Below are 20,240 nucleotides of genomic sequence, written 5' to 3'. Positions count from 1 at the left end.
CAATTAATGATTATTTTGTGCTATCGACAGATTAAAAATAATTAAAAAAATAATTAAAAAAATAATTAAAAAAATAATAAGGATTTTAATGTCTGCTCACTCATCTACTCCATTCAAACCCAGCTTACTTGACGCACTCATTCCCGTTTTCTCGCTGATCATCATGCTAGCCTCGGCTGTCTATCTGTTTTCATCTGACAGCTCTGCTGGTGCAAACCAAATCGCTTTAATACTTGCAGCTTGTATCGCAATGGTTATTGGTTTTAAAAATGGCTTTAGCTGGAATCAAATGGAACGAGGCATAGTGAAAAGTATCGGCATTGCCACAGGCGCATTGCTGATCTTATTTAGTGTTGGCTCGTTAATTGGTACATGGATTTTAGCGGGCACAGTACCCACTATGATTTATTACGGCATGCAGATATTAAATCCACAGTATTTTTATGCCGCCTCATGTGTGTTGTGCGCCATTGTAGCCTTAAGCATTGGCAGTTCATGGACAGTGGCTGGCACCATTGGCATTGCGCTCATTGGTATCGCCTCTGCAATGGAATTAAACCCTAGCATTACCGCTGGCGCTATTATTAGCGGCGCCTATTTTGGCGATAAAATGTCACCCATGTCTGATACCACAAACCTAGCTCCTGCTGTAGCCGGTAGCGATATTTTTGCCCATATCAAGCATATGACATGGACCACCTTTCCTAGCATTATCATTGCCATTATTGCCTATACGATAATCGGCTTTAATAGCAATGTAGAACCGGTATCGAATCAATTAACTCATACCTTGCTATTGCTTGAACAAACCTACCAACCTGGCGCTCATCTATTGTTGCCATTATTAGTGGTGTTATTTTTAGCCCACAAAAAAATGCCTGCGTTTCCCACCGTTATAATTGGCACCTTAGCAGGCGCAATTTGCGCAGCATTATTTCAGTTTGACAACGTGTTAGCGTATGTTGACGATGAAAGTTTGCCTAATGTAGTCGCTCTGGTAAAAGGGATTTGGATTGCCATGTTTGATGGCTACGTGGCTAGTACGGGGGATGCGGTACTCGATAACCTATTAAGCCGAGGTGGCATGAGCAGCATGGTCACGACCGTGTGGTTAATTTTATGTGCCATGGCTTTTGGTGGCATAATGGAAGTCACAGGGTTACTTGGGCGTTTGCTTGAAAGCCTTTTAAGTTTAGTAACATCAACTAGCAGTTTAATCATCACCACTTTAGGCGTGTGTATTGGGGCGAATATCATTACAGGTGATCAATATATTGCCATTGTCTTGCCCGGCAGAATGTTAAAAATGGAGTACACCAACAGAAACCTAGCCGCAGTTAATTTAAGTCGCACCTTAGAGGATTCTGCCACCGTCACGAGCCCATTAGTGCCTTGGAATACCTGCGGTGCGTTTATGGCCAGTACGCTGGGCGTGGCAACTTTTGCCTACTTACCTTATGCATTTTTTAACCTTGTATGCCCACTAGTTAGCGCGACTTATGCATACTTCAATATAAAAATTGAACCGTTAAATGCAACCGTTAAAGACGATCACCTTGTTGCCAGTTAACTAAATTTATCTTTCAGCCAACCGTAATGATAATACCCCCACTGCCCTATGCGCTTTAACTGGCCAAAGGGCAGTATCGATAGTGGTTGTGCCGGTAGAGGCTGCTGATATAGAGGTAAATTAGGCCGAGATACGCCTGCCATACTTTGGGCAAGTCGATAAGCGGCCTGACTACTAAAAGAAACACCCGCACCGCAATAGCCTAAGCTATAACCCACACCATATTGGCTGTACACATGTGGCATATCGTCGAACGAGGCCGCAATCCAGCCCGTCCAGTTATAGGCAATTGCTTTATGCTGTAATGCCGGAAAGCATTTATCTAAGGCCATTTTGAGTCGTTGCCCATAAATAGGGTTTGCCGCATCTTTGCCCCACACCGCGCCTCGACCACCAAATAGCAAACGATTATCTGGCAACAGCCGATAATAATATTTCAAAATGCGAGTATCCATAGTGACTTGCGACGTATGAATGCCAGCTTGCTGCAGCTCATCAAGGGTTAATGGCTCAGTAACAATCACATTACTTAAAATAGGTAAGTACTTGTTATCGGTTGCCGCATTAAATCGTTTCGGCGTATAAGCATTACCCGCCATAATCACCTGATTAGCAAGCAACTCACCTGAGTCAGTAATTAAGCGATGTTTGCCCTGCTGTTGATGCCATTCAAGCACGCAAGATTGTTCTGATATCGACACCTTGGCTTGCTGCACCATGTCTTTATAACCCAGTAATAATTTTAATGGGTTAATCCCAAAGCCATCAGTTAACCTTAATGCACCATAAGCCTGATGATGATTCATGTATTGCTCACAAAACGTCTCACGGTCAATAAACTCGGCACCATCACCAAAGTGTTGTTGAATAAACGCAGCAGCATTTTGTAGTTGTGCTAACGCTTTAGGGTTATGAGCCACTTTTAAGTAGCCTGTTTCTTGCACATCACAATCAATTTGATGCTGCTTAATCAAACCGTCCACTCGCGCAACCGCCTCGGTAAACTCAGCGTAAATCCCCTTAGCAACATCGATATTCCAACGCTTTGCCATGGCGCTATAGCCCAAACGACCAGAACCTTTAAGCACAAACCCCGCATTACGGGCGCTGGCACCAAAGCCCACTTGATTGGCTTCAAGTACATGGCAATCAATATTAAATTCAGTCGCCAAATAATAAGCGGTTAATAAACCTGTGTAGCCACCACCAATAATGGCCACATCCGTTTGCTGGCAACCTTTTAACGCCGGATTGGCTTGTGGCACTGGCATGGTGCTAGCCCAATAGCTATTTGCCGAAGGTTGATGTTGGGGATTGATATTTATCAGCGGATCATAAGGTTGCATTTTGTTAGCCTAATAACTGTAAAACTTGTTCCCATTTACATGCGATTAAAAGCAAAACCACGATGCCAAGTGGTATAAAAACAATCATTTGAACAAATTTCAAATAAAGCACAATTTTTGACAGTTTCAGGTTTTCCAACTCAAGTTTATCTAACTCAAACTTGAGTAATTTAAGCTCTGCTGATGTTGGACAGTGCATTTCAGACAATGTTTGAATCGATGTTGTCATCATTTAACCCTTTAAAATATTAACAACATTTCACACGCCACACAGTGGCAATCAACGCCACAAAGCACGCAGATATAATCTTCGCCCATATGCCGTTGATGCCAACGGTTCGGGTGCTGTTTGATTAATTTTCCACCAGCTTTGGTAAAATAACGAACTGCTGCATTATTGGGGCTTTGTTGCCATAAATGGCTGACACCAGCTTTAGCGCCTTGTGCCATAACCGCCTCTTTAGAAGCTTGTAAAAGGCGTCCGCCTAATCCTTTCCCGCGACCATGTTCAGCAATGGTATTGGATTTAAAGTAACACACATCTTCAAAGTCAACTCCCCAGCGCTCAACAGTACACCATTGATCTTGCTGCCATTGGCCTGCAGCATAGGTTAATCTAAAGCCCACTAATTCATCATTTTCAATCGCAACAAAATTGGCATTAATACCATTTTTTATTCCTTTGTGATAAATGGCAGTCAGTTCATCCATATCCATATAGCCCTGACCATGCACTTGCTCACCCAATGCTAATACCGCTTTAAAATCATCTTGATGTAACACTTTTATCATATTATTTATTCTTTTTATTTGATATTAAGGGTTAGTCTTCCTGCTAATTTAGCATAATAAAATAGCCTGAAACTAACGATGTTAAACTTTCGTGATAATTTGGCGATAAGCCAGTGAGATCCCTTTGCAATACTAGCTGTAATTCAACAAAAGGAGCTCGGTTATGAAACGTACATTAGTTAACGCTAGCCTATTGGCAGCAGGTTTATTTAGTTTATCAACTCAAGCCGCAGAGATTGAAGTCAGTGTCACTAATCTTACTCACGGAAACCACTTTACCCCATTGCTGATTGCTGCCCACACCACCGATAGTCATTTATTCCACTTAGGTGAAATGGCCTCACCCGCATTACAAAAAATGGCGGAAGGAGGTGATATTGCCGATCTCAATACTGCCGTAATAGCTGCAAATGGTGTTAGCTCAACAAATCCAGCCATGGGATTACTTGCCCCGGGAGTCAGTGTCAATGATGTCATGTTAAACACAGGTGATAACACCCACCTTTCTATCGTTGCCATGGTGCTACCAACTAATGATGCTTTTATTGGTTTAGATAGCTGGACTATTCCAACTGAAGCGGGCACCTATACTGTTTATATCAACGCCTATGACGCAGGTACTGAAGCCAATGACGAAATCATTAATGGCGGTGGCATGCCAGGAGCAGCCGGTATCCCTGCTGCACCTGGTGGTAATGGCGGCACCAACGGTACAGGAGTGATGGACAGTGCCGACAACATGTACATTCATACACACCCTGGTGTATTGGGTGACACAGATACTGCAGGCGGTGCCAGCGATTTAGACAGCCGTATTCACCGTTGGTTAAACCCTGTAGCGAAAGTCGTGGTTACGGTCAAATAAGGAGGTAACCCATGAAGCCTACAAACTTAAACCTTAAGCCAAGTTTACTGGCAATAGTCGTCAGCACTAGCTTGCTGACAGCATGTGGAAGTGACGATGATAATGATGTTCTAGTCACGCCCGAGCCTGCCCCCGTGGTGATGCAAACCTTTAGTGTCACTGTGACTAACTTAACCGCCAATCAACCCATGTCACCGGTTATTTTGGCATCCCACAGTGCCGATGCGATGTTATGGCAAGCGGGTGAACCTGCAAGTGTCGCGATAGAGAAAATGGCCGAGGGTGGAGATACCGCCGACATTGCAGCACTTGAGGTTGTTAACAGCAGTGTCAATGGTGTTGGCATGTTAATGCCCGGTATGAGTGAAACGCTCATTCTGACATTAGCAGAAGCTGACGTTGCCAATATCAGCTTAGCAACCATGCTGGTTAATACCAACGATGCCTTCACCGGACTCAACAGTATCAGTATTGCCGGCATGCAAGTAGATATGCCATCGATGATGCATAACATGGCATACGATGCTGGCACTGAAGACAACAGCGAACAAAAAGGCACGATACCCGGCCCTGCTGATGGCGGTGAAGGTTTTAATGCTAACCGAGATGATGTTGATTTTGTGCATATTCATCCGGGTGTTATCACGCAATATGATGGCTTAGATGATTCTGTATTAATGCCATCGCATCGATTTGACAACCCCGTTTTGGCGGTAAAAATTGTCCGAACCCAATAAGTCTTGATAAAAAATTAACCAATGTGAAATTAATCTTCCTCATAACAGGTCTACTGCACTAGATGCACGGATCTGTCTTGGGGAATATTAATGAATCATTTGGCTAAACATAACGGACACGCTAGCCCACAACATATTTTAGTGGTTGAAGATGAGCAAGATTTAGCAAAATTACTGATGCTAAATCTTAAAGCGCTAAATTATGAAGTGTTTCATGCCACTACCTTAAAACATGCGATGCAGATCATTGAGCACACTAGAATCGACTTAATTCTATTAGATCGCATGTTGCCTGATGGAGACGGCATTATGTTATGCCAACAACTCAGGCAGGCAGAAAAAGAGGTGCCCATCATGTTATTAACCGCCAAAGATACAGAAGCCGATATCGTTCTTGGGTTAGAAGCCGGTGCAGATGATTATTTGATCAAGCCCTTCAGCGTACTTGAGTTTCGGGCACGGGTAAAAGCCTTATTAAGGCGCGGCCAAAGCCTGAATGACAACAACCAACAATTAAACTTTAATGGCGTGAGCATTAATGCTACCACCCGTGAAGTCACAGCCTTTGATAATCCGTTAGAGCTCACTGCGCGTGAATTTGATTTACTGTTATTTTTAGCCAAACACCCACAACAAGTTTTTAGCCGCTTACAATTATTAGAGGCTGTATGGGGATATAGCTACAACGGATATGAACACACAGTAAATAGCCACATTAATCGTTTACGCAACAAACTTTCACGTTGTTCTGAGCATGACTTAGTTAAAACCGTGTGGGGTGTTGGCTATAAATTCTCACCACCACAGATACATGCCCACTAATGACTAATTTATTCAGCAGCTTATTTAATCGACTCTTTATTACCACTAGCCTTATTGTATTGTTACTTTTTTTCGCCCTATGGCAATGGTTACAACTAAACCATGAATTTAGCCGCAACCAGATCCAACAATCACTACATAGTGAATTAGCTCAGCATATGGCACATATTAATCCATTATTGTCACAAGGAATCACCTCTGATGCAGCGCTGAAAGAGGCCTTTCATGATTTTATGTTGTTAGGTCCTAGTTTTGAAATTTATACCCTAAACCCCGACGGTAAAATTATCGCCTATGATGCCAAAGCTGAAAAAATTAAAAACCATTGGGTTGATTTGAGCGCAATTAGGCAATTTTTAAACGGTGCAAGCTTACCCATTTTAGGCACAGATCCTCGCACCAAAAACACAAAAAAGATATTTTCGGTGAGCAAACTAATTAACAGCGAAGGGCTGCACAGCGGTTATTTATACGTGATTATTGGTGGTGAAGACTATGACAGCTGGCAAGCCCTGATTACTGCGGAAAACAAGCCCAAAATCTGGGGAGCGACAATCGGATTTTGGGTAGTATTTGCCTTGATATTATTTGTGATGTTATTACGCTACTTCACTCGCCCAGTCCAAAAAATGGCACAGGACTTAACCCGGTTAACAAACCAACCTATGCAGCCGAACTTAGCATTACCTCAACGTTATAGCGGTAGTGCCGAAATTAGTCAGCTTAGTCATCATATCAATCAGTTATTGCATGAAATTCAGCAGCAACAACAGCAAGCAAAACGTCAACAACAAGCAAAACATGACTTCTTGTTGCACTTATCGCACGATCTAAAAACACCACTTACTGCGCTATTGGGCTACATAGATACGTGGTTAATTTTACCGAACGAAAAACGTGATGCAGAGCTAATTCAATACGCGGCAAATTCAGGGCAAACTTTACAACAGTTACTGGCACAACTGTTGGAATTAGCGGCGCTTGAAAATGGTCAAATCGAAGCACATGTGAAACAAGTAGACTTAAATGAATTATTAGCTCAAGTGAAACAAACCTTCACCCCCAGAGCAGAAAGCTTAAATGTGAGCCTTAAGCTAGAGAACCCCAACAGCCAACTTATTTTAACCGACCCACAATTAATGCGCCGAGTATTAAATAATTTGGTTGATAACGCCCTTCGTTACACCCAAAGTGGCGGCACTATTTCGATTTATACCCAGCTAAAAGATGAGCAACTTTGGCTTACGGTTGAAGACACGGGCGCCGGAATGCATCAACATGAAGTAGAAGCGTTAATCCAGTTATCTCTAAGCCAATTTGAGTCTAAACCGGCCTATGTAAAATACAACAATGATAGCTCACTCCCTCAACTAGGCGTTGGCCTCGCTATTGTTAGGCAACTACTTACACTATTGAAATGCCACATTAATATTAACAGTACACCTGGAGAAGGCAGTCAATTTATGATTGAGCTATACCAAACAAAGTAAATAAGTGGACAGACATAGCGTACGATAAATGAACGATAATAAGGAAGATTTTTTTGACGGCAGTGATTCTACAATCTAAAAATTTAACGCGGTCATCAGCTATTTTCAAAAGTTAGCATGATCCGTCATTGATTAAAGGCATTAGCCAAAAAGTCGTGCCAACAACACATACAACAAAGCCACCTATAATTAGGTGGCCTTGTTGTCATTCATCTAAGACGAGCGTGGCTCGTCTTTTTTGGCATTATCACAATGCAATAGCTTAATGATTACTTATGATATTTAGCCGATAACTCATGCACAGAGTTAATGAAAGCACCCGCATGCTCAGGATTAACATGCTGATGAATACCATGACCCAAGTTAAAGACATGGCCAGTACCTTCACCATAAGCAGATAAGATTTGATCCACTTCTTGATGAATACGCTCAGGAGAAGCGTAAAGCACAGATGGGTCCATGTTGCCTTGCAGCGCCACTTTATGACCAACACGGCGACGTGCATCACCAATATCAACAGTCCAATCTAAACCTAATGCGTCACAGCCGGTTTCAGCCATGGCTTCTAACCATAACCCGCCACCTTTAGTGAATAAGGTAACAGGAACAGTGCGGCCGTCGGCTTCACGTGTTAAGCCATCAACAATTTTTTGCATGTAACGTAATGAAAACTCACGGTAAGCGTGGTGAGATAACGCACCGCCCCATGAATCAAAAATCATTAACGATTGTGCACCATTAGCCACTTGCGCGTTTAAGTACAAAGTTACTGAATCAGCTAGCTTATCTAATAGCATGTGTAATGTTGCTGGCTCTTCATAAGCCATTTTTTTGATCTTTTCGAATGTCTTGCTTGAACCGCCTTCAACCATGTAAGTAGCAAGTGTCCAAGGTGAACCAGAGAAACCAATTAAAGGTACTTCGCCTTTTAGCTCGCGACGAATGGTGCTAACGGCACGCATCACGTAACCGAGTTCGTCTTCAGGATCTGGAACACAAAGCTTTTTAATCGCGTCGATGGTATCTGTTGGGCGTTCAAAACGTGGACCTTCACCAGTTTCAAAATACAAGCCTAAGCCCATAGCATCAGGAACAGTAAGAATATCTGAGAACAAGATAGCCGCATCTAAGTCATAACGACGTAATGGCTGCAAAGTAACTTCACAGGCTAAATCTTGGTTCTTACAAAGAGACATAAAGTCACCCGCTTCAGCACGAGTTGCTTTATATTCAGGTAGATAACGTCCAGCTTGACGCATCATCCATACAGGAGTTCTATCAACAGGTTGTTTTAATAAAGCACGTAAATAACGATCATTCTTTAGTTCTGCCATTTGGCTTAATTCCTACTTTTTATGACTTCCACTGGCGAGTAGTTTAGCACTTACGCTATTAATGTAACCAGTTAAGCAATATTTATGTGAACTAATCCTAATTCTCTTGGGCGAAATACTAACTTTCAGCTAACTTCTCATCACAAAAATTTTAAAAAATAAGGCAAACTGATTATTGTATAAACTAATTATCGTGATAAATGGTTGCACCAACCCTGTGCGTTTGATATAAAAAGTATGCGCTAGCAAGAACAATCAAGAAGCACGACACATCGAGCCCTCAAAAACTATTTTGACCCAATGATAGATTTCTATCATTGGGTTTTTTATTGACGCGCATTTATCTTTCTCATTCTCCTATCTTTATCTCCTCTGGTTTGTCCATTGTCAGAAAAAAAATAAAACAGTTGATCAGGTTAGCTATTGTCAAATACAGTAGAAGTTATCAAAAGGTTGCTACTTAGAGAATCAATATGCTAACAAAACTCGAAAAAGCGGAAAAACGTTGGGGTGGCGCCAATAAGCTAATTGACCAGTGGTTAACGCATCGTCGCAAATTGCTCGTTAAGTACTTCAAATTGGCCGGTCTTGCGCCAAATAGAAACACTGACAAAACACTACCGTCTATTGAAGATGTAAAGGATTTCTGCGCTCAACTTGTTGATTATGTGTCAGAAGGTCATTTTGAGGTTTACGATAAAGTAGTCAGTGCATGTGCAAAACATGGCCAAGAAAGCAAAGCAACGGCCCAAACATTATTACCTAAAATCAGTGAAAGCACAGATATCGCTTTAGACTTTAACGATAAATACACAGAGTCTGAAAATGATGAAATCCTATATCACCTTGATAAAGACTTAGCGCAATTGGCTCAAGCAATGGAAACACGCTTTGAATTTGAGGATGAGCTGATAGAAATCCTTCACAGCCGTTACTCATAAATAACCGCCATTTATCACAATAAAAAATAACCTTACCTATAAAGCCACTGCCATTACTCAGCAGTGGCTTTTTATTAAGACTCTCACCCATCTTTTATTGCCTTTTATGCCAGTTTTCAGGCAACTCCACTTGAGCCCATAGCTCATCGCATAAGGATTGTGATTGATGCCACTGCCCCGATTTAAGCCAGATAGCCAGCGCATCGCCCACTTTGGGGTAACTTATCGGTTTAGGCGATGGCGCTTTTAACCATCGAAACAACTTGCTGCGGTCAAGGGTTTGCATGCTGTCCGCAGCCGCCAATAAATCCAATGCCGCCACATTTGCAGATTGCTCAAATTGCCCTAATAAAGGTTTTACCAATAACTTTTTACCTAATGCCATCGCTTCACTGGCGAGTTCAAATCCGGCATTGCCAATCACACCACCGCATTGCGCCAAATGTTGCTTAAATCCTTGGCGACTAAAACCATGCCAGTGAATATTATCAGGCAATGGTAAAATAGGCTTCACACTGTGATAAACATAAAACTGAAATTGGCTAAATGGCTTTAAAAACTCAGCAATGTTATCGGCATTTTCAAAAGGTAAATAAACCAATATTTGATGGCTAAGTTGCTGCACATGATCGGGCACTTCAACAAATGGCGGTAAAATGGGGCAACCAAAATGATGCCAATGGCAACCTAATGATAAATCCACCGGCGCAAAATGATGCAATAATAATTCATCAAACCAGCTACTTCCTTGTTTTGGCACAGGATACTTCAACGCAGCTTGATGACTGATAGAAATTGAGGTGATCTTTTGCTGTTTCGCAGCCCATGCGCTTATTGGCTCAAAATCATTTAACACTAAATCATAACCGCCCAAATCTAGTGTGTTTACCTCAGTAAAAATTGCAGCAGATAAATTCCGCTTGGCCGTTTTTAGCATGTTTACCCGACCACTTTCTGTCACGAAAGACAAACCTTTATAGCATTGATAATCACCAAAATCGTGCATATCAAAATACTGCTCAACTGGCCTACCACTAAACAAAAAATCGACCTCGATATCCTGTTTTTTGAGTGCTTTAGCCATTAACCTTGCTCGGGTAATATGCCCATTACCCGTCCCTTGCACACCGTAAAGTATTTTCATGCCATCTACCCAACATTGAGTTATATCATGTAAAGATTAAATCACTTGTTCAGCTAATCTCACCGAGCCCATTCCCAGTCCAATACCAGCAATAATATCAAGTGGATAATGTACCCCTAAAGCGACACGCGATAATCCAACAGCAACAGCCCAGCTATAAGCAACGAGAGATAAACACGGCATAAATTGATAACAAACACTGGCAAACACGAATGCCGCAGCAGTATGCCCAGAAGGTAAACTAAATTTATCGCTAGGATAAAAACCATTGGTAAATCCAGCAAAGACATAACAAGGACGCTGGCGTCGGATAGTGTTTTTCAACAGCAAATAAAGCGGTAATTCAACCATGAAACTGAGCAGTAACAAGTTAAAAAATGCCTGCCCTTGAGAGTGGCCAATCAATATGGCAACGGATAGGTAAACATATAAAGGCCCATCACCTGTGGCAGAAACCTGTAAGGCACAGTGAGACAGTTTATGCTTACGAGTGATATCGATTATTAAATAGAAAAAGTAGCGATCAACTTTGGCAACATGTTCCATTGCTCCCCCTAGATATAGGTTTTACTTAACCATGCATGCAGGTTAATCGGAGGCAATGACTTAACAGTGACAAATATTAGAAATATTTATGACAAACAATCGCCCTTAATCACACAGGGCGATTGCTTCAAGAAAAAGGTTTATTAAGCAGTAGTTGGCTCAGCTTGAAGTTGTTTATTGCGATAAATTTTAATCAAATGGAAAACATTAATACCAGCTACAAATGCATTCATCCCCGCAACAGGCCAAGCATCAATTGAATAACCATAAGCAACAAACAAAGCACAGCCTACAAAATTAAGACAACGCAACCAAATTATGTCTTTCATCATCAACGAAATCGCTACCATAACAGAAGCGACATAACCTAAAATCTCAACCATATTAATACTTTCCATAAGAACCTCTTCTAGGCTATCTACCATCCTTGATGTGCGCGAGGGTTCCATGCCCCTAAAGCAAATAGTTAACTAAATTAAACGTTAAAAACCACAAACGATTGAACAAGTGATAACGGTGAGCGCATTGAGTCGGCACATGCTGATGATAAAGGTCTTAATTAGTAGCTAACCTGTTAAATTAACTAGTAAATAATTGTTAAAACCACACATCGTTCTAAATACAAAACACTACGTCCTACAAACAGTATAATTGAGTCCATTTGATTTGCAACAATGTCGTGACGAATAACGCTGTTAATTTAATAAAAACCCCATATAATTCATTTAACTTTACGTTTATCAGCAATTAATTTGCAGCCCACAGGAGTTAACTATGGAATACAACACCTCAGAATTGTGCGATATGTATATAGATGTGGTCGATGTAGTCGAACCTATGTTCAGTAATTATGGTGGCTGCAGTTCATTTGGCGGCTCAATCAGTACAGTAAAATGCTTCGAAGATAACGGGCTAATTGTTGATGCTTTACAAGAAGATGGACAAGGTAAAGTATTACTGGTTGATGGCGGCGGTTCACTTAGACGCGCCTTAATTGACGCAAGTATTGCCGAGGTTGCCGTAGCAAATAACTGGGAAGGCATCATAGTTTATGGTTCAGTGCGCGATGTTGACACATTAGAAGAGTTAGATATTGGTATTCAAGCTCTGGCTTCTATTCCAGTCGGTGCGGATGGTAATGGCGTAGGTGAAGTTGAAATTCCAGTTAACTTTGGCGGTGTCACCTTCTTACCTGGCGATCATATCTATGCGGACAATACTGGGGTAATTTTATCGCCAGAACCACTCGACATTGACTAGGCTGTTACACTAAAACGATATCAGTATTTAAAGCCAGCATTGCTGGCTTTTTTATGCCAAAATTTCGCTAATTCTGTTTTTCTTGCAAAGAGGATCACCATGTTAATTCCATTTCATATCAATGATCTCAAGGCCATAGTGAATTATCGCCAAGGTGAAACAAAACTAGCGCAACACATGCAGTGCTTGTCATTTGAATCAGGTGAAAAAAACCTCGAAGCCGCATTGTTAAATGCCAAGCAGCATGGTGCAAAATTTGCGCTACTGGGAATTCAAGAGGATATTGGCCCAAGAGCTAACTTAGGCCGCGCTGGTGCCAATCAAGCTTTTAGTGCGAGTTTACGCCAATTCGCCAATTTACAATCCAATCGTTACTTGCAAGGCCAAGAGTGCCTGGTGGTCGGCCAGATAACTTTAGAAAATCAACTCGATGAACAAGCCGATCTTGAAACATTAAGACGAGCCACAGCAGAGTTAGACCATCACGTTATCACGATTTGCCAAGCGATTTTTAAAGTCGGCTTAGAGCCCATTGTGATTGGTGGTGGGCATAATAATGCTTATGGCTTACTCACTGCGGCCAAACAAGCTTTTAATAGCCCGCTTGCTGCGGTAAACCTTGATCCGCATAGTGATTTCCGACCAAGAGAAGGTCGTCATAGTGGCAATGGTTTTAGTTATGCTGCGGCTAATGGTGCCCTCAGTTATTATCATATTCTTGGTTTACATGAGCTTAAAAATAGTGAGGCAACATTAGAACAACTCAGCTTGTTTGGTGCTAGCTGGCATAGTTTTCAACAAATTTGGGTTCGTCGAGAAATCACCCTAGATGAAGCTATAAGTCAAATTTGCCAAAACTTAAATCACACTAATTTACCCGTTGGGCTTGAATTAGACGTTGATGCCATCACTAAAATGCCAAGCAGCGCTAGCTCATTCGCTGGCGTCCCCTTACTTGATGCCTGCCATTATGTGTATCAGCTAGCAAAGCAATGTGATTGCGCCTATTTACACTTAGCAGAAGCCGCACCACAGTGCCATGAAGCAGGTATAGATGCCGGCTATCGAGATGTGGGGCAAGGGATCAGCGAACTGATATACAGCTATATCCAAGGTCGATTAAATTAAAAATCTAGCACCAAGCTCGGCTAATGTTTGATACTTTGTCACAAGCTAAAGTGGTTATAGGCCTAGATTTTTATTGGTAAGTTATGCTCTAATGCGAAGCAAATTTTTGCACGCCGTAACCACATTATCTGCGCATGATTGAAGTGATCAAATTCATCTTTAGCGCGTATTCATTAAACATTGGCTTGATTGTTATCACACTCTTTGACTGAGTTGATATAGCAAGCTACGGCGTTGGTTTACACTAGCAATTCATAATCGCAATTATAGGAATATACCCATGTCTGAGGGCGAACAAAAAAACACCCATTTTGGCTACAAAACTGTTGAAGCTGAAAAGAAAGCTGACCTTGTTGCGGATGTATTCCATTCTGTTGCTGCCAAATACGATATTATGAATGACGTAATGTCATTCGGTATTCATCGTTTTTGGAAACGTCATACCATTGAAGTTGCAGCGGCTCGCCCTGGTATGAAAGTGCTTGATTTAGCTGGCGGAACTGGCGATTTAACCGCTAAGTTTTCAAACTTAGTTGGTGAACGCGGCCAAGTGATTTTAGCTGACATTAATGAGTCTATGTTAAAAGTTGGTCGTACCAAATTGCGCGACAAAGGCATAGTAAACAATGTCAGTTATGTACAAGCCAATGCTGAAGCTCTGCCTTTTCCAGACAATCATTTTGACATCATTACCATTGCGTTTGGGTTGCGAAATGTTACCGACAAAGACGCCGCACTTCGTTCAATGCAGCGTGTCTTAAAGCCTGGTGGAAAATTATTAGTGCTTGAGTTTTCAAAACCACAGCATGAAGTCATGCGTAAAGTTTATGATTTATACAGCTTTAAAGTATTACCTAAAATGGGTGCGCTGATAACCCAAGATGCAGACAGCTATGAATATCTTGCTGAGTCTATTCGTATGCACCCAGATCAAGAAACATTAAAACAAATGATGATTGATGCCGGCTTTGAACAAGTTGACTACACCAACATGACCGACGGTATAGTTGCTCTTCACCGAGGGTTCAAGTTTTAATGTCAGTAAATCACTTTGCTTTGCTAGCTTGTGCAGCCATTGAAATCGGTTTTAACCAACTGCCACCTAGCGCCAAACAAGATTACAACCGCCTTAAAAGTTTACATGGCAAAGTGATTTGCATTCAATTAAGCCAACTGAGTTGGCCTATTTACTTGATATTTGCTAAGCAAATTCAAGTGATGAGCCAATACGACGCTAAAAGTGATCTTACTGTTAGCGCCGATGTCTCAACCTTATATCAGTTACGAGAAGGCGCAAATCTCACCGAGCTTATTAAACAAGATAAACTCAGTATTGAAGGTGATACCCAGCTATTACAAACCTTCAGTCACTTTATGCAGCACATCGAATTTGATTTTGCTGAGCCGTTATCACGATATATTGGTGATGCGCCAACCCATAAACTGCTGAGCACAGGTAAACAAATTAACCAAGCGTTACGCAATGTTTTTGTTAAGACCCGTTCACACCTAGGTCAACTCACCACAGAAGAATACCGACTTGCCCCACATAAAATCGAATATGTGCATTTTCGTGATAACCTGCAACAACTTGTCACGCAAACCGAGCAAATCGAAATGCGTGTTTCCCAAATAAGAGACAAAATAACGTCATGACAATTGCTAGTATCAGGCGTGGTTACCATGTCATTAAAACCGTGCTTCAATTCGGCTTAGATGATTTACTCCCAAAACACAAAACGCCGTGGTACTTCAAATTACTTCGTGGCTGTTTTTTCTGGCTGCGCAATCGCCATAAAGATAAGAATCCTGCTGAGCGTCTAAAACTCGCCATGCAAGAATTAGGGCCTGTATACATTAAACTTGGCCAGATGCTCTCCACTCGTCGAGATTTACTTGATGATGAATGGGCATATCAACTGGCCATGTTGCAAGATAGAGTGCCTCCTTTTGATTCCGCCTTAGCTCGCATCGCCATTGAAGAAGCCTTAGAACAGCCAATTGAAGACCTGTTCGATAACTTCGACGAAACACCACTGGCCAGCGCATCTATCTCGCAAGTACACACCGCCACGTTAAAATCTAACGGCAAAGAAGTCGTGCTTAAAGTATTACGTCCTAATGTTGAAGCCAAAATAGAAGCCGACTTACAGTTGATGACCCAAGCCGCTAACTTATTGGAAATGTTATTAGGCGACGGTAATCGCTTACGCCCAGCTGAAGTCATAGAAGATTATCGCACCACAATTTTAGGTGAGCTAAATTTAAAGCTAGAAGCTTTAAACGCAATCAAACTACGTAATAACTTTTTGGATTCCGATGCACTTTATATTCCCTATGTATATGAAGAACATTGCTATAAACGCTTAATGGTAATGGAGCGAATATACGGTATTCCCGTGTCAGACACCGCTGCATTACGCGCCCAAGGCACCAACTTCAAATTACTGGCAGAGCGTGGCGTAGAGCTATTTTTTACCCAAGTATTTCGTGACAACTTTTTTCACGCCGATATGCACCCTGGCAACATCTTCATTAGTACCGACCATCCAGAAAACCCATACTACATCGGCCTTGATTGCGGCATTATGGGCACCTTAACTGAGGTAGATAAACGTTACCTTGCCGAAAACTTTTTAGCCTTTTTCAATCGTGACTATCATCGTATTGCACAACTTTATATTGAATCAGGTTGGGTATCAGAACACACAGATGTACTGGCCTTTGAGCAAGCCGTAAAAGCAGTCTGCGAGCCTATGTTTAACAAGCCATTAGACGAAATCTCTTTCGGCCATGTATTACTTGAACTATTTAGAACCGCACGTCACTTTGATATTGTCGTGCAGCCACAACTGGTGCTGCTTGAAAAAACCTTACTGTATATTGAAGGTTTAGGACGACAGTTATATCCCCAATTAGATTTATGGCAAACAGCCAAGCCTTTTTTAGAAAATTGGATGGATGAACAGGTTGGCCCTAAGGCTATGTTTAAAAAAGTAAAAACCAATGCGCCATACTGGGCTGATATGCTTCCTGAATTTCCTGAGCTGATTTACGATAACTTAAAATTAGGCCGAAAATTGCTCGGCAGTCAGCAACAAATGTTGGATAAATATCTAAGATACCAACAAAAATCTCACAAAAGTAATTATTTGCTGATCACTTCTGCCGTATTGTTGATCTGTGGCACAATATTATTCACCCAAAGCGTTACACTGTGGCCCGCCTACATTTGTATTGGTCTTGGCTGTATTTTATGGATAACAGGATGGCGATCTAGGCCAAAAAATCGCAAATTTTAGCTAGCACTAATTTATTAGAGGTTCATAATACTTAAAGAATTCGACGTTATGATGGTTTTTTAAGTTTTGTGAAACAAAACACCATTTATATTTTTAAAGAGGAAATCTCATGGGCGGCATCAGTATTTGGCAGCTTTTAATCATAGCTCTTATCGTTGTTTTATTATTCGGCACTAAAAAGTTACGTTCTTTAGGTGGCGATTTAGGCGGCGCAGTAAAAGGCTTTAAAAATGCCATGGCATCTGAAGATGAGAAAAAATCAATCGAAGATACTACTGCAAAAACCTCTGAACAGGCCGCTGAAAAGAAGCCTGAGTCTAAGGACAAAGAACAGGCGTAATTTATTATGTTTGACGGTATCGGCTTTATGGAGCTGCTGCTGATAGGTATCTTGGGGCTAGTGGTTCTTGGCCCCGAAAGATTACCAGTCGCAGTACGTTCAATTACAGGTTGGATCCGCGCGATTAAGCGTATGGCTAACTCTGTCAAAGATGAACTTGAGCAAGAGCTTAAGATTGAACAGCTACACGCTGATTTAAAAAAAGCTGAAAGCAAAGGCTTATCTAATTTGTCTCCGGAACTTCAACAGTCAATAGACGAATTAAAACAAGCTGCGCAATCAGTTAATCGGCCTTATCAAGTTGAAGATGTTAAACCATCGTCTGAAACCGCTTCTGATGCAGAATCAGCAATCGCAGATAAGGCGTCACAAACCGCAGACACCAACAACTCAAGTTCCACTAAATCCAACGGATAATTCATGTCGCAGCAGCAACCGCTTATTAGTCATTTGCTTGAATTACGTAACAAGTTACTCAAAGCGATTGGCAGTGTTTTATTAGTTTTTATTGCCACAGTGTATTGGGCAAATGATATTTATCACTATGTTGCCCTACCGTTAATGCAATCGCTTCCTGAAACCGGCAGTATGATTGCGACTGACGTTGCTGCGCCATTCTTCGCCCCTTTTAAATTAACCTTAGTGCTGTCGTTTTTTGTTGCGATACCTTATGTGTTATTTCAAATTTGGTCATTTGTGGCACCGGGTTTATATAAACACGAAAAACGCCTAGTTGTACCTTTACTCGTTAGCAGTACTTTACTATTTTATTTGGGTATTGCCTTTGCGTATTATGTTGTATTCCCTGTTGTATTTGGCTTTTTTACCAGCGTCGCTCCCGAGGGCGTTCAGGTCGCTACCGACATCAGTAGCTACTTAAGTTTCATCTTAAAACTATTTTTTGCGTTTGGTTTAGCGTTTGAAATTCCTGTGGCTGTTGTCTTATTATGCTGGGCCGGAGTCACAAGCCCTGACGAGCTAAAACAAAAACGCCCATATATTGTGGTTGGTGCCTTTGTGATTGGCATGCTATTAACTCCTCCTGATATTATTTCACAAACCATGCTAGCAATACCTATGCTGCTATTGTTTGAAGGTGGTTTATTAGCTGCTAAACTGTACACCCCAAAAGAAGAAGACGTGCCAGAGAATGAGCACGCAGATAGCTAATCGCTAACCTGCAAAGTGATTAGTTAACAATAACAAGGAATAAATCATGCGCTTAACTTGGATAACGGCTAGCCTTATTTTGGCTTCTACGGCTGTACAAGCCAACAATGGATTAGAACAACAATTATCATTATGTGCGGTTAAAGCCGATAAGCTTGACCGCCTAATGTGTTATGACGATTTAGCGGCCAACCTTAAATCGACAACTAGTGCCATTAAAGCCGAAGCCGTTACCACTCCTGTGATGGTATCAGCGCCAATAACTGCAACCTCTGTGCCTGCTGTAACAAAAAATACTACTCCTGCTACGTCTCCAATTTCCTCAGCAACTCAAACAAAAAACATTCAATCACAAAACTCTAGCCAAGCTGAATCCTTTGGGCTGCAAAAAAGAGTCGATGAAGAAGTGATTGAGCAGCTTTATTACCAAGTGGCAGAAGTCGATAAAGACCCTTACGGCGCGTTAATTGTTACTTTGACCAATGGTCATGTTTGGAAACAAACCGGTAATGAGCGTTATAAAGTAAAAAAAGGCCAAACTATCTTTATTAAAAAAGGGGCGTTGAGCTCATTTTTATTAGGTAGCGACGATCGCAACTCTACAACACGTGTTAAGCGTGTAAAATAGCTCGTTATCAAAACACCTGACATGATCCAGCATATTGATATTGCTGTTAATCTATTAAGTGCCAACTTAATAGACAACTGCCACGACATCATCCAACAAGCGGCGAAACAAGATGTTTCGCCTTTAATTGTTATTGGCAGCGAACTTGAAGAAAGCGCGCAAGCCATTAATGTGTGCCAGCAATATCCTCAACAGCTTTTTTGCACCACAGGCGTTCACCCTCATTATGCTCGTCACTGGAATGAACATAGTGCAGAGACACTGAAACAGTTAGCCAAACACCCAACGGTTGTTGCCATTGGCGAATGCGGTCTTGATTATAATCGCGATTTTTCTCCCCGAGACCAACAGCGTCATGCATTTGCCCAGCAACTCGACATTGCCTGTGAGCTAAACATGCCTGTATATATGCATTGCCGTGATGCGCACGATGATTTTATCGACATTGTAAATCGCTACCGCCAAGATTTACCCAAAGCGGTTTTACACTGCTTTACCGGGAATAAAGCTGAGTTAGACGCATGTTTAGCCGCTGATTTATATATTGGGATTACAGGTTGGATTTGTGACGAACGTCGTGGGCAGTCTTTAGCCGAGCTGGTTAAATACATTCCCAATAATCGGCTGATGGCTGAAACCGACGCCCCCTATTTACTGCCACGCAGTATGCGCCCTAAACCTAAATCCAGTAAAAATTTACCGGAATACCTACCCTATATTGTGCAAACCATGGCCAAACTTCGCCAACAAGAATACGCCGAGTTAGCGGGCCACTGTTATCAAAACAGTGTCGACTTTTTTAACCTATCAAGCCATGGATAAGGC

23 protein-coding genes are annotated in these 20,240 nt (G+C 41.7%); 16 read left to right on the top strand and 7 right to left on the bottom strand.

All coding sequences use genetic code 11. The features are described 5' to 3' along the window. Nucleotides 1–88 precede the first annotated feature (88 nt). A complete protein-coding gene (nhaC, locus tag HBH39_RS02280; protein ID WP_167675235.1) occupies nucleotides 89–1,570 on the top strand; it encodes a Na+/H+ antiporter NhaC in 1,482 nt (493 codons plus the stop codon). Here nhaC and HBH39_RS02275 read toward each other — a convergent pair. Genes HBH39_RS02275 through HBH39_RS02265 form a run of 3 tightly spaced genes read right to left on the bottom strand, consistent with a single transcriptional unit; the run spans nucleotide 1,567 to nucleotide 3,708 of the window. Further along, nucleotides 1,567–2,916: an NAD(P)/FAD-dependent oxidoreductase gene (locus HBH39_RS02275; protein WP_167675233.1), complete on the bottom strand. Its 1,350-nt coding sequence runs from the start codon at nucleotides 2,914–2,916 to the stop codon at nucleotides 1,567–1,569. The genes nhaC and HBH39_RS02275 overlap by 4 nt on opposite strands. Before the next feature lie 4 nt (nucleotides 2,917–2,920). Beyond that, complete coding sequence (locus HBH39_RS02270; RefSeq protein ID WP_167675231.1) at nucleotides 2,921–3,148, bottom strand: hypothetical protein; 228 nt, start codon at nucleotides 3,146–3,148, stop codon at nucleotides 2,921–2,923. An 8-nt stretch (nucleotides 3,149–3,156) separates the two neighbouring features. Beyond that, nucleotides 3,157–3,708, bottom strand: coding sequence for a GNAT family N-acetyltransferase (locus tag HBH39_RS02265; RefSeq protein ID WP_167675229.1), 552 nt, complete (start codon nucleotides 3,706–3,708; stop codon nucleotides 3,157–3,159). 163 nt (nucleotides 3,709–3,871) lie between these two features. Between HBH39_RS02265 and HBH39_RS02260 the strand changes: the two genes are divergently transcribed. The 4 genes from HBH39_RS02260 to HBH39_RS02245 all read left to right on the top strand — a co-directional run bounded on the left by HBH39_RS02260 (nucleotide 3,872) and on the right by HBH39_RS02245 (nucleotide 7,622). After that, nucleotides 3,872–4,573 (top strand): spondin domain-containing protein, encoded by a 702-nt coding sequence (locus HBH39_RS02260; protein WP_167675227.1) that lies wholly within the window; start codon nucleotides 3,872–3,874, stop codon nucleotides 4,571–4,573. Nucleotides 4,574–4,584: 11 nt separating this feature from the next. Continuing rightward, nucleotides 4,585–5,310, top strand: a complete 726-nt coding sequence (locus HBH39_RS02255) for a spondin domain-containing protein (RefSeq protein ID WP_167675225.1) — start codon at nucleotides 4,585–4,587, stop codon at nucleotides 5,308–5,310. A 90-nt stretch (nucleotides 5,311–5,400) separates the two neighbouring features. After that, entirely contained in the window at nucleotides 5,401–6,132 is a 732-nt protein-coding gene (locus HBH39_RS02250; RefSeq protein ID WP_167675223.1) for a response regulator transcription factor, read from the top strand. Continuing rightward, nucleotides 6,132–7,622, top strand: coding sequence for a sensor histidine kinase (locus tag HBH39_RS02245; protein WP_167675221.1), 1,491 nt, complete (start codon nucleotides 6,132–6,134; stop codon nucleotides 7,620–7,622). Before HBH39_RS02250 ends, HBH39_RS02245 begins: the two co-directional genes overlap by 1 nt. A 269-nt stretch (nucleotides 7,623–7,891) precedes the next feature. On the opposite strand, the gene hemE is transcribed toward HBH39_RS02245, so the two are convergent. Then, the gene (hemE, locus tag HBH39_RS02240) at nucleotides 7,892–8,956 is read right to left on the bottom strand and encodes a uroporphyrinogen decarboxylase (RefSeq protein ID WP_167675219.1); all 1,065 of its coding nucleotides are present in this window, start codon (nucleotides 8,954–8,956) and stop codon (nucleotides 7,892–7,894) included. A gap of 473 nt (nucleotides 8,957–9,429) precedes the next feature. Between hemE and rsd the strand changes: the two genes are divergently transcribed. Further along, nucleotides 9,430–9,897: a sigma D regulator gene (gene rsd, locus HBH39_RS02235; protein ID WP_167675217.1), complete on the top strand. Its 468-nt coding sequence runs from the start codon at nucleotides 9,430–9,432 to the stop codon at nucleotides 9,895–9,897. A gap of 94 nt (nucleotides 9,898–9,991) precedes the next feature. Here the strand turns inward: rsd and HBH39_RS02230 are convergent, their stop codons facing one another. The 3 genes from HBH39_RS02230 to HBH39_RS02220 form a co-directional block, all read right to left on the bottom strand. Beyond that, the gene (locus tag HBH39_RS02230; protein ID WP_167675215.1) at nucleotides 9,992–11,041 is read right to left on the bottom strand and encodes an MJ1255/VC2487 family glycosyltransferase; all 1,050 of its coding nucleotides are present in this window, start codon (nucleotides 11,039–11,041) and stop codon (nucleotides 9,992–9,994) included. 36 nt (nucleotides 11,042–11,077) lie between these two features. After that, entirely contained in the window at nucleotides 11,078–11,587 is a 510-nt protein-coding gene (locus HBH39_RS02225; protein ID WP_167675213.1) for a phosphatase PAP2 family protein, read from the bottom strand. 143 nt (nucleotides 11,588–11,730) lie between these two features. Continuing rightward, complete coding sequence (locus HBH39_RS02220) at nucleotides 11,731–11,985, bottom strand: YgjV family protein (RefSeq protein WP_167675211.1); 255 nt, start codon at nucleotides 11,983–11,985, stop codon at nucleotides 11,731–11,733. Between the two features lie 376 nt (nucleotides 11,986–12,361). Between HBH39_RS02220 and rraA the strand changes: the two genes are divergently transcribed. The 10 genes from rraA (at nucleotide 12,362) to HBH39_RS02170 (ending at nucleotide 20,237) form a co-directional block, all read left to right on the top strand. After that, a complete protein-coding gene (rraA, locus tag HBH39_RS02215; protein ID WP_167675209.1) occupies nucleotides 12,362–12,847 on the top strand; it encodes a ribonuclease E activity regulator RraA in 486 nt (161 codons plus the stop codon). Nucleotides 12,848–12,940: 93 nt separating this feature from the next. Beyond that, the gene (locus tag HBH39_RS02210) at nucleotides 12,941–13,975 is read left to right on the top strand and encodes a formimidoylglutamase (protein WP_167679927.1); all 1,035 of its coding nucleotides are present in this window, start codon (nucleotides 12,941–12,943) and stop codon (nucleotides 13,973–13,975) included. Between the two features lie 280 nt (nucleotides 13,976–14,255). Continuing rightward, nucleotides 14,256–15,011 (top strand): bifunctional demethylmenaquinone methyltransferase/2-methoxy-6-polyprenyl-1,4-benzoquinol methylase UbiE, encoded by a 756-nt coding sequence (ubiE, locus tag HBH39_RS02205; RefSeq protein WP_167675206.1) that lies wholly within the window; start codon nucleotides 14,256–14,258, stop codon nucleotides 15,009–15,011. Beyond that, nucleotides 15,011–15,631, top strand: coding sequence for a ubiquinone biosynthesis accessory factor UbiJ (locus HBH39_RS02200; protein ID WP_167675204.1), 621 nt, complete (start codon nucleotides 15,011–15,013; stop codon nucleotides 15,629–15,631). Before ubiE ends, HBH39_RS02200 begins: the two co-directional genes overlap by 1 nt. Further along, the gene (gene ubiB / locus HBH39_RS02195; protein ID WP_167675202.1) at nucleotides 15,628–17,277 is read left to right on the top strand and encodes a ubiquinone biosynthesis regulatory protein kinase UbiB; all 1,650 of its coding nucleotides are present in this window, start codon (nucleotides 15,628–15,630) and stop codon (nucleotides 17,275–17,277) included. Before HBH39_RS02200 ends, ubiB begins: the two co-directional genes overlap by 4 nt. A 109-nt stretch (nucleotides 17,278–17,386) precedes the next feature. After that, a complete protein-coding gene (gene tatA, locus HBH39_RS02190) occupies nucleotides 17,387–17,617 on the top strand; it encodes a Sec-independent protein translocase subunit TatA (protein ID WP_167675200.1) in 231 nt (76 codons plus the stop codon). 6 nt (nucleotides 17,618–17,623) lie between these two features. Further along, on the top strand, nucleotides 17,624–18,034 hold the full coding sequence (gene tatB, locus HBH39_RS02185; RefSeq protein WP_167675198.1) for a Sec-independent protein translocase protein TatB: 411 nt from the start codon (nucleotides 17,624–17,626) through the stop codon (nucleotides 18,032–18,034). 3 nt (nucleotides 18,035–18,037) lie between these two features. Further along, nucleotides 18,038–18,787, top strand: coding sequence for a twin-arginine translocase subunit TatC (tatC, locus tag HBH39_RS02180; RefSeq protein WP_167675196.1), 750 nt, complete (start codon nucleotides 18,038–18,040; stop codon nucleotides 18,785–18,787). Nucleotides 18,788–18,833: 46 nt separating this feature from the next. Next, a complete protein-coding gene (locus tag HBH39_RS02175; protein ID WP_167675194.1) occupies nucleotides 18,834–19,415 on the top strand; it encodes a hypothetical protein in 582 nt (193 codons plus the stop codon). 21 nt (nucleotides 19,416–19,436) lie between these two features. Next, nucleotides 19,437–20,237 (top strand): TatD family hydrolase, encoded by an 801-nt coding sequence (locus tag HBH39_RS02170; RefSeq protein ID WP_167675192.1) that lies wholly within the window; start codon nucleotides 19,437–19,439, stop codon nucleotides 20,235–20,237. The last annotated feature ends 3 nt before the right edge of the window (nucleotides 20,238–20,240 follow it).

It is taken from the genome of Shewanella aestuarii (assembly GCF_011765625.1).
Lineage (GTDB): Bacteria > Pseudomonadota > Gammaproteobacteria > Enterobacterales > Shewanellaceae > Shewanella > Shewanella aestuarii_A.
The sequence above is the reverse complement of the archived record's forward strand: the minus strand, read 5'-3'. Positions and strand labels throughout refer to the sequence as shown.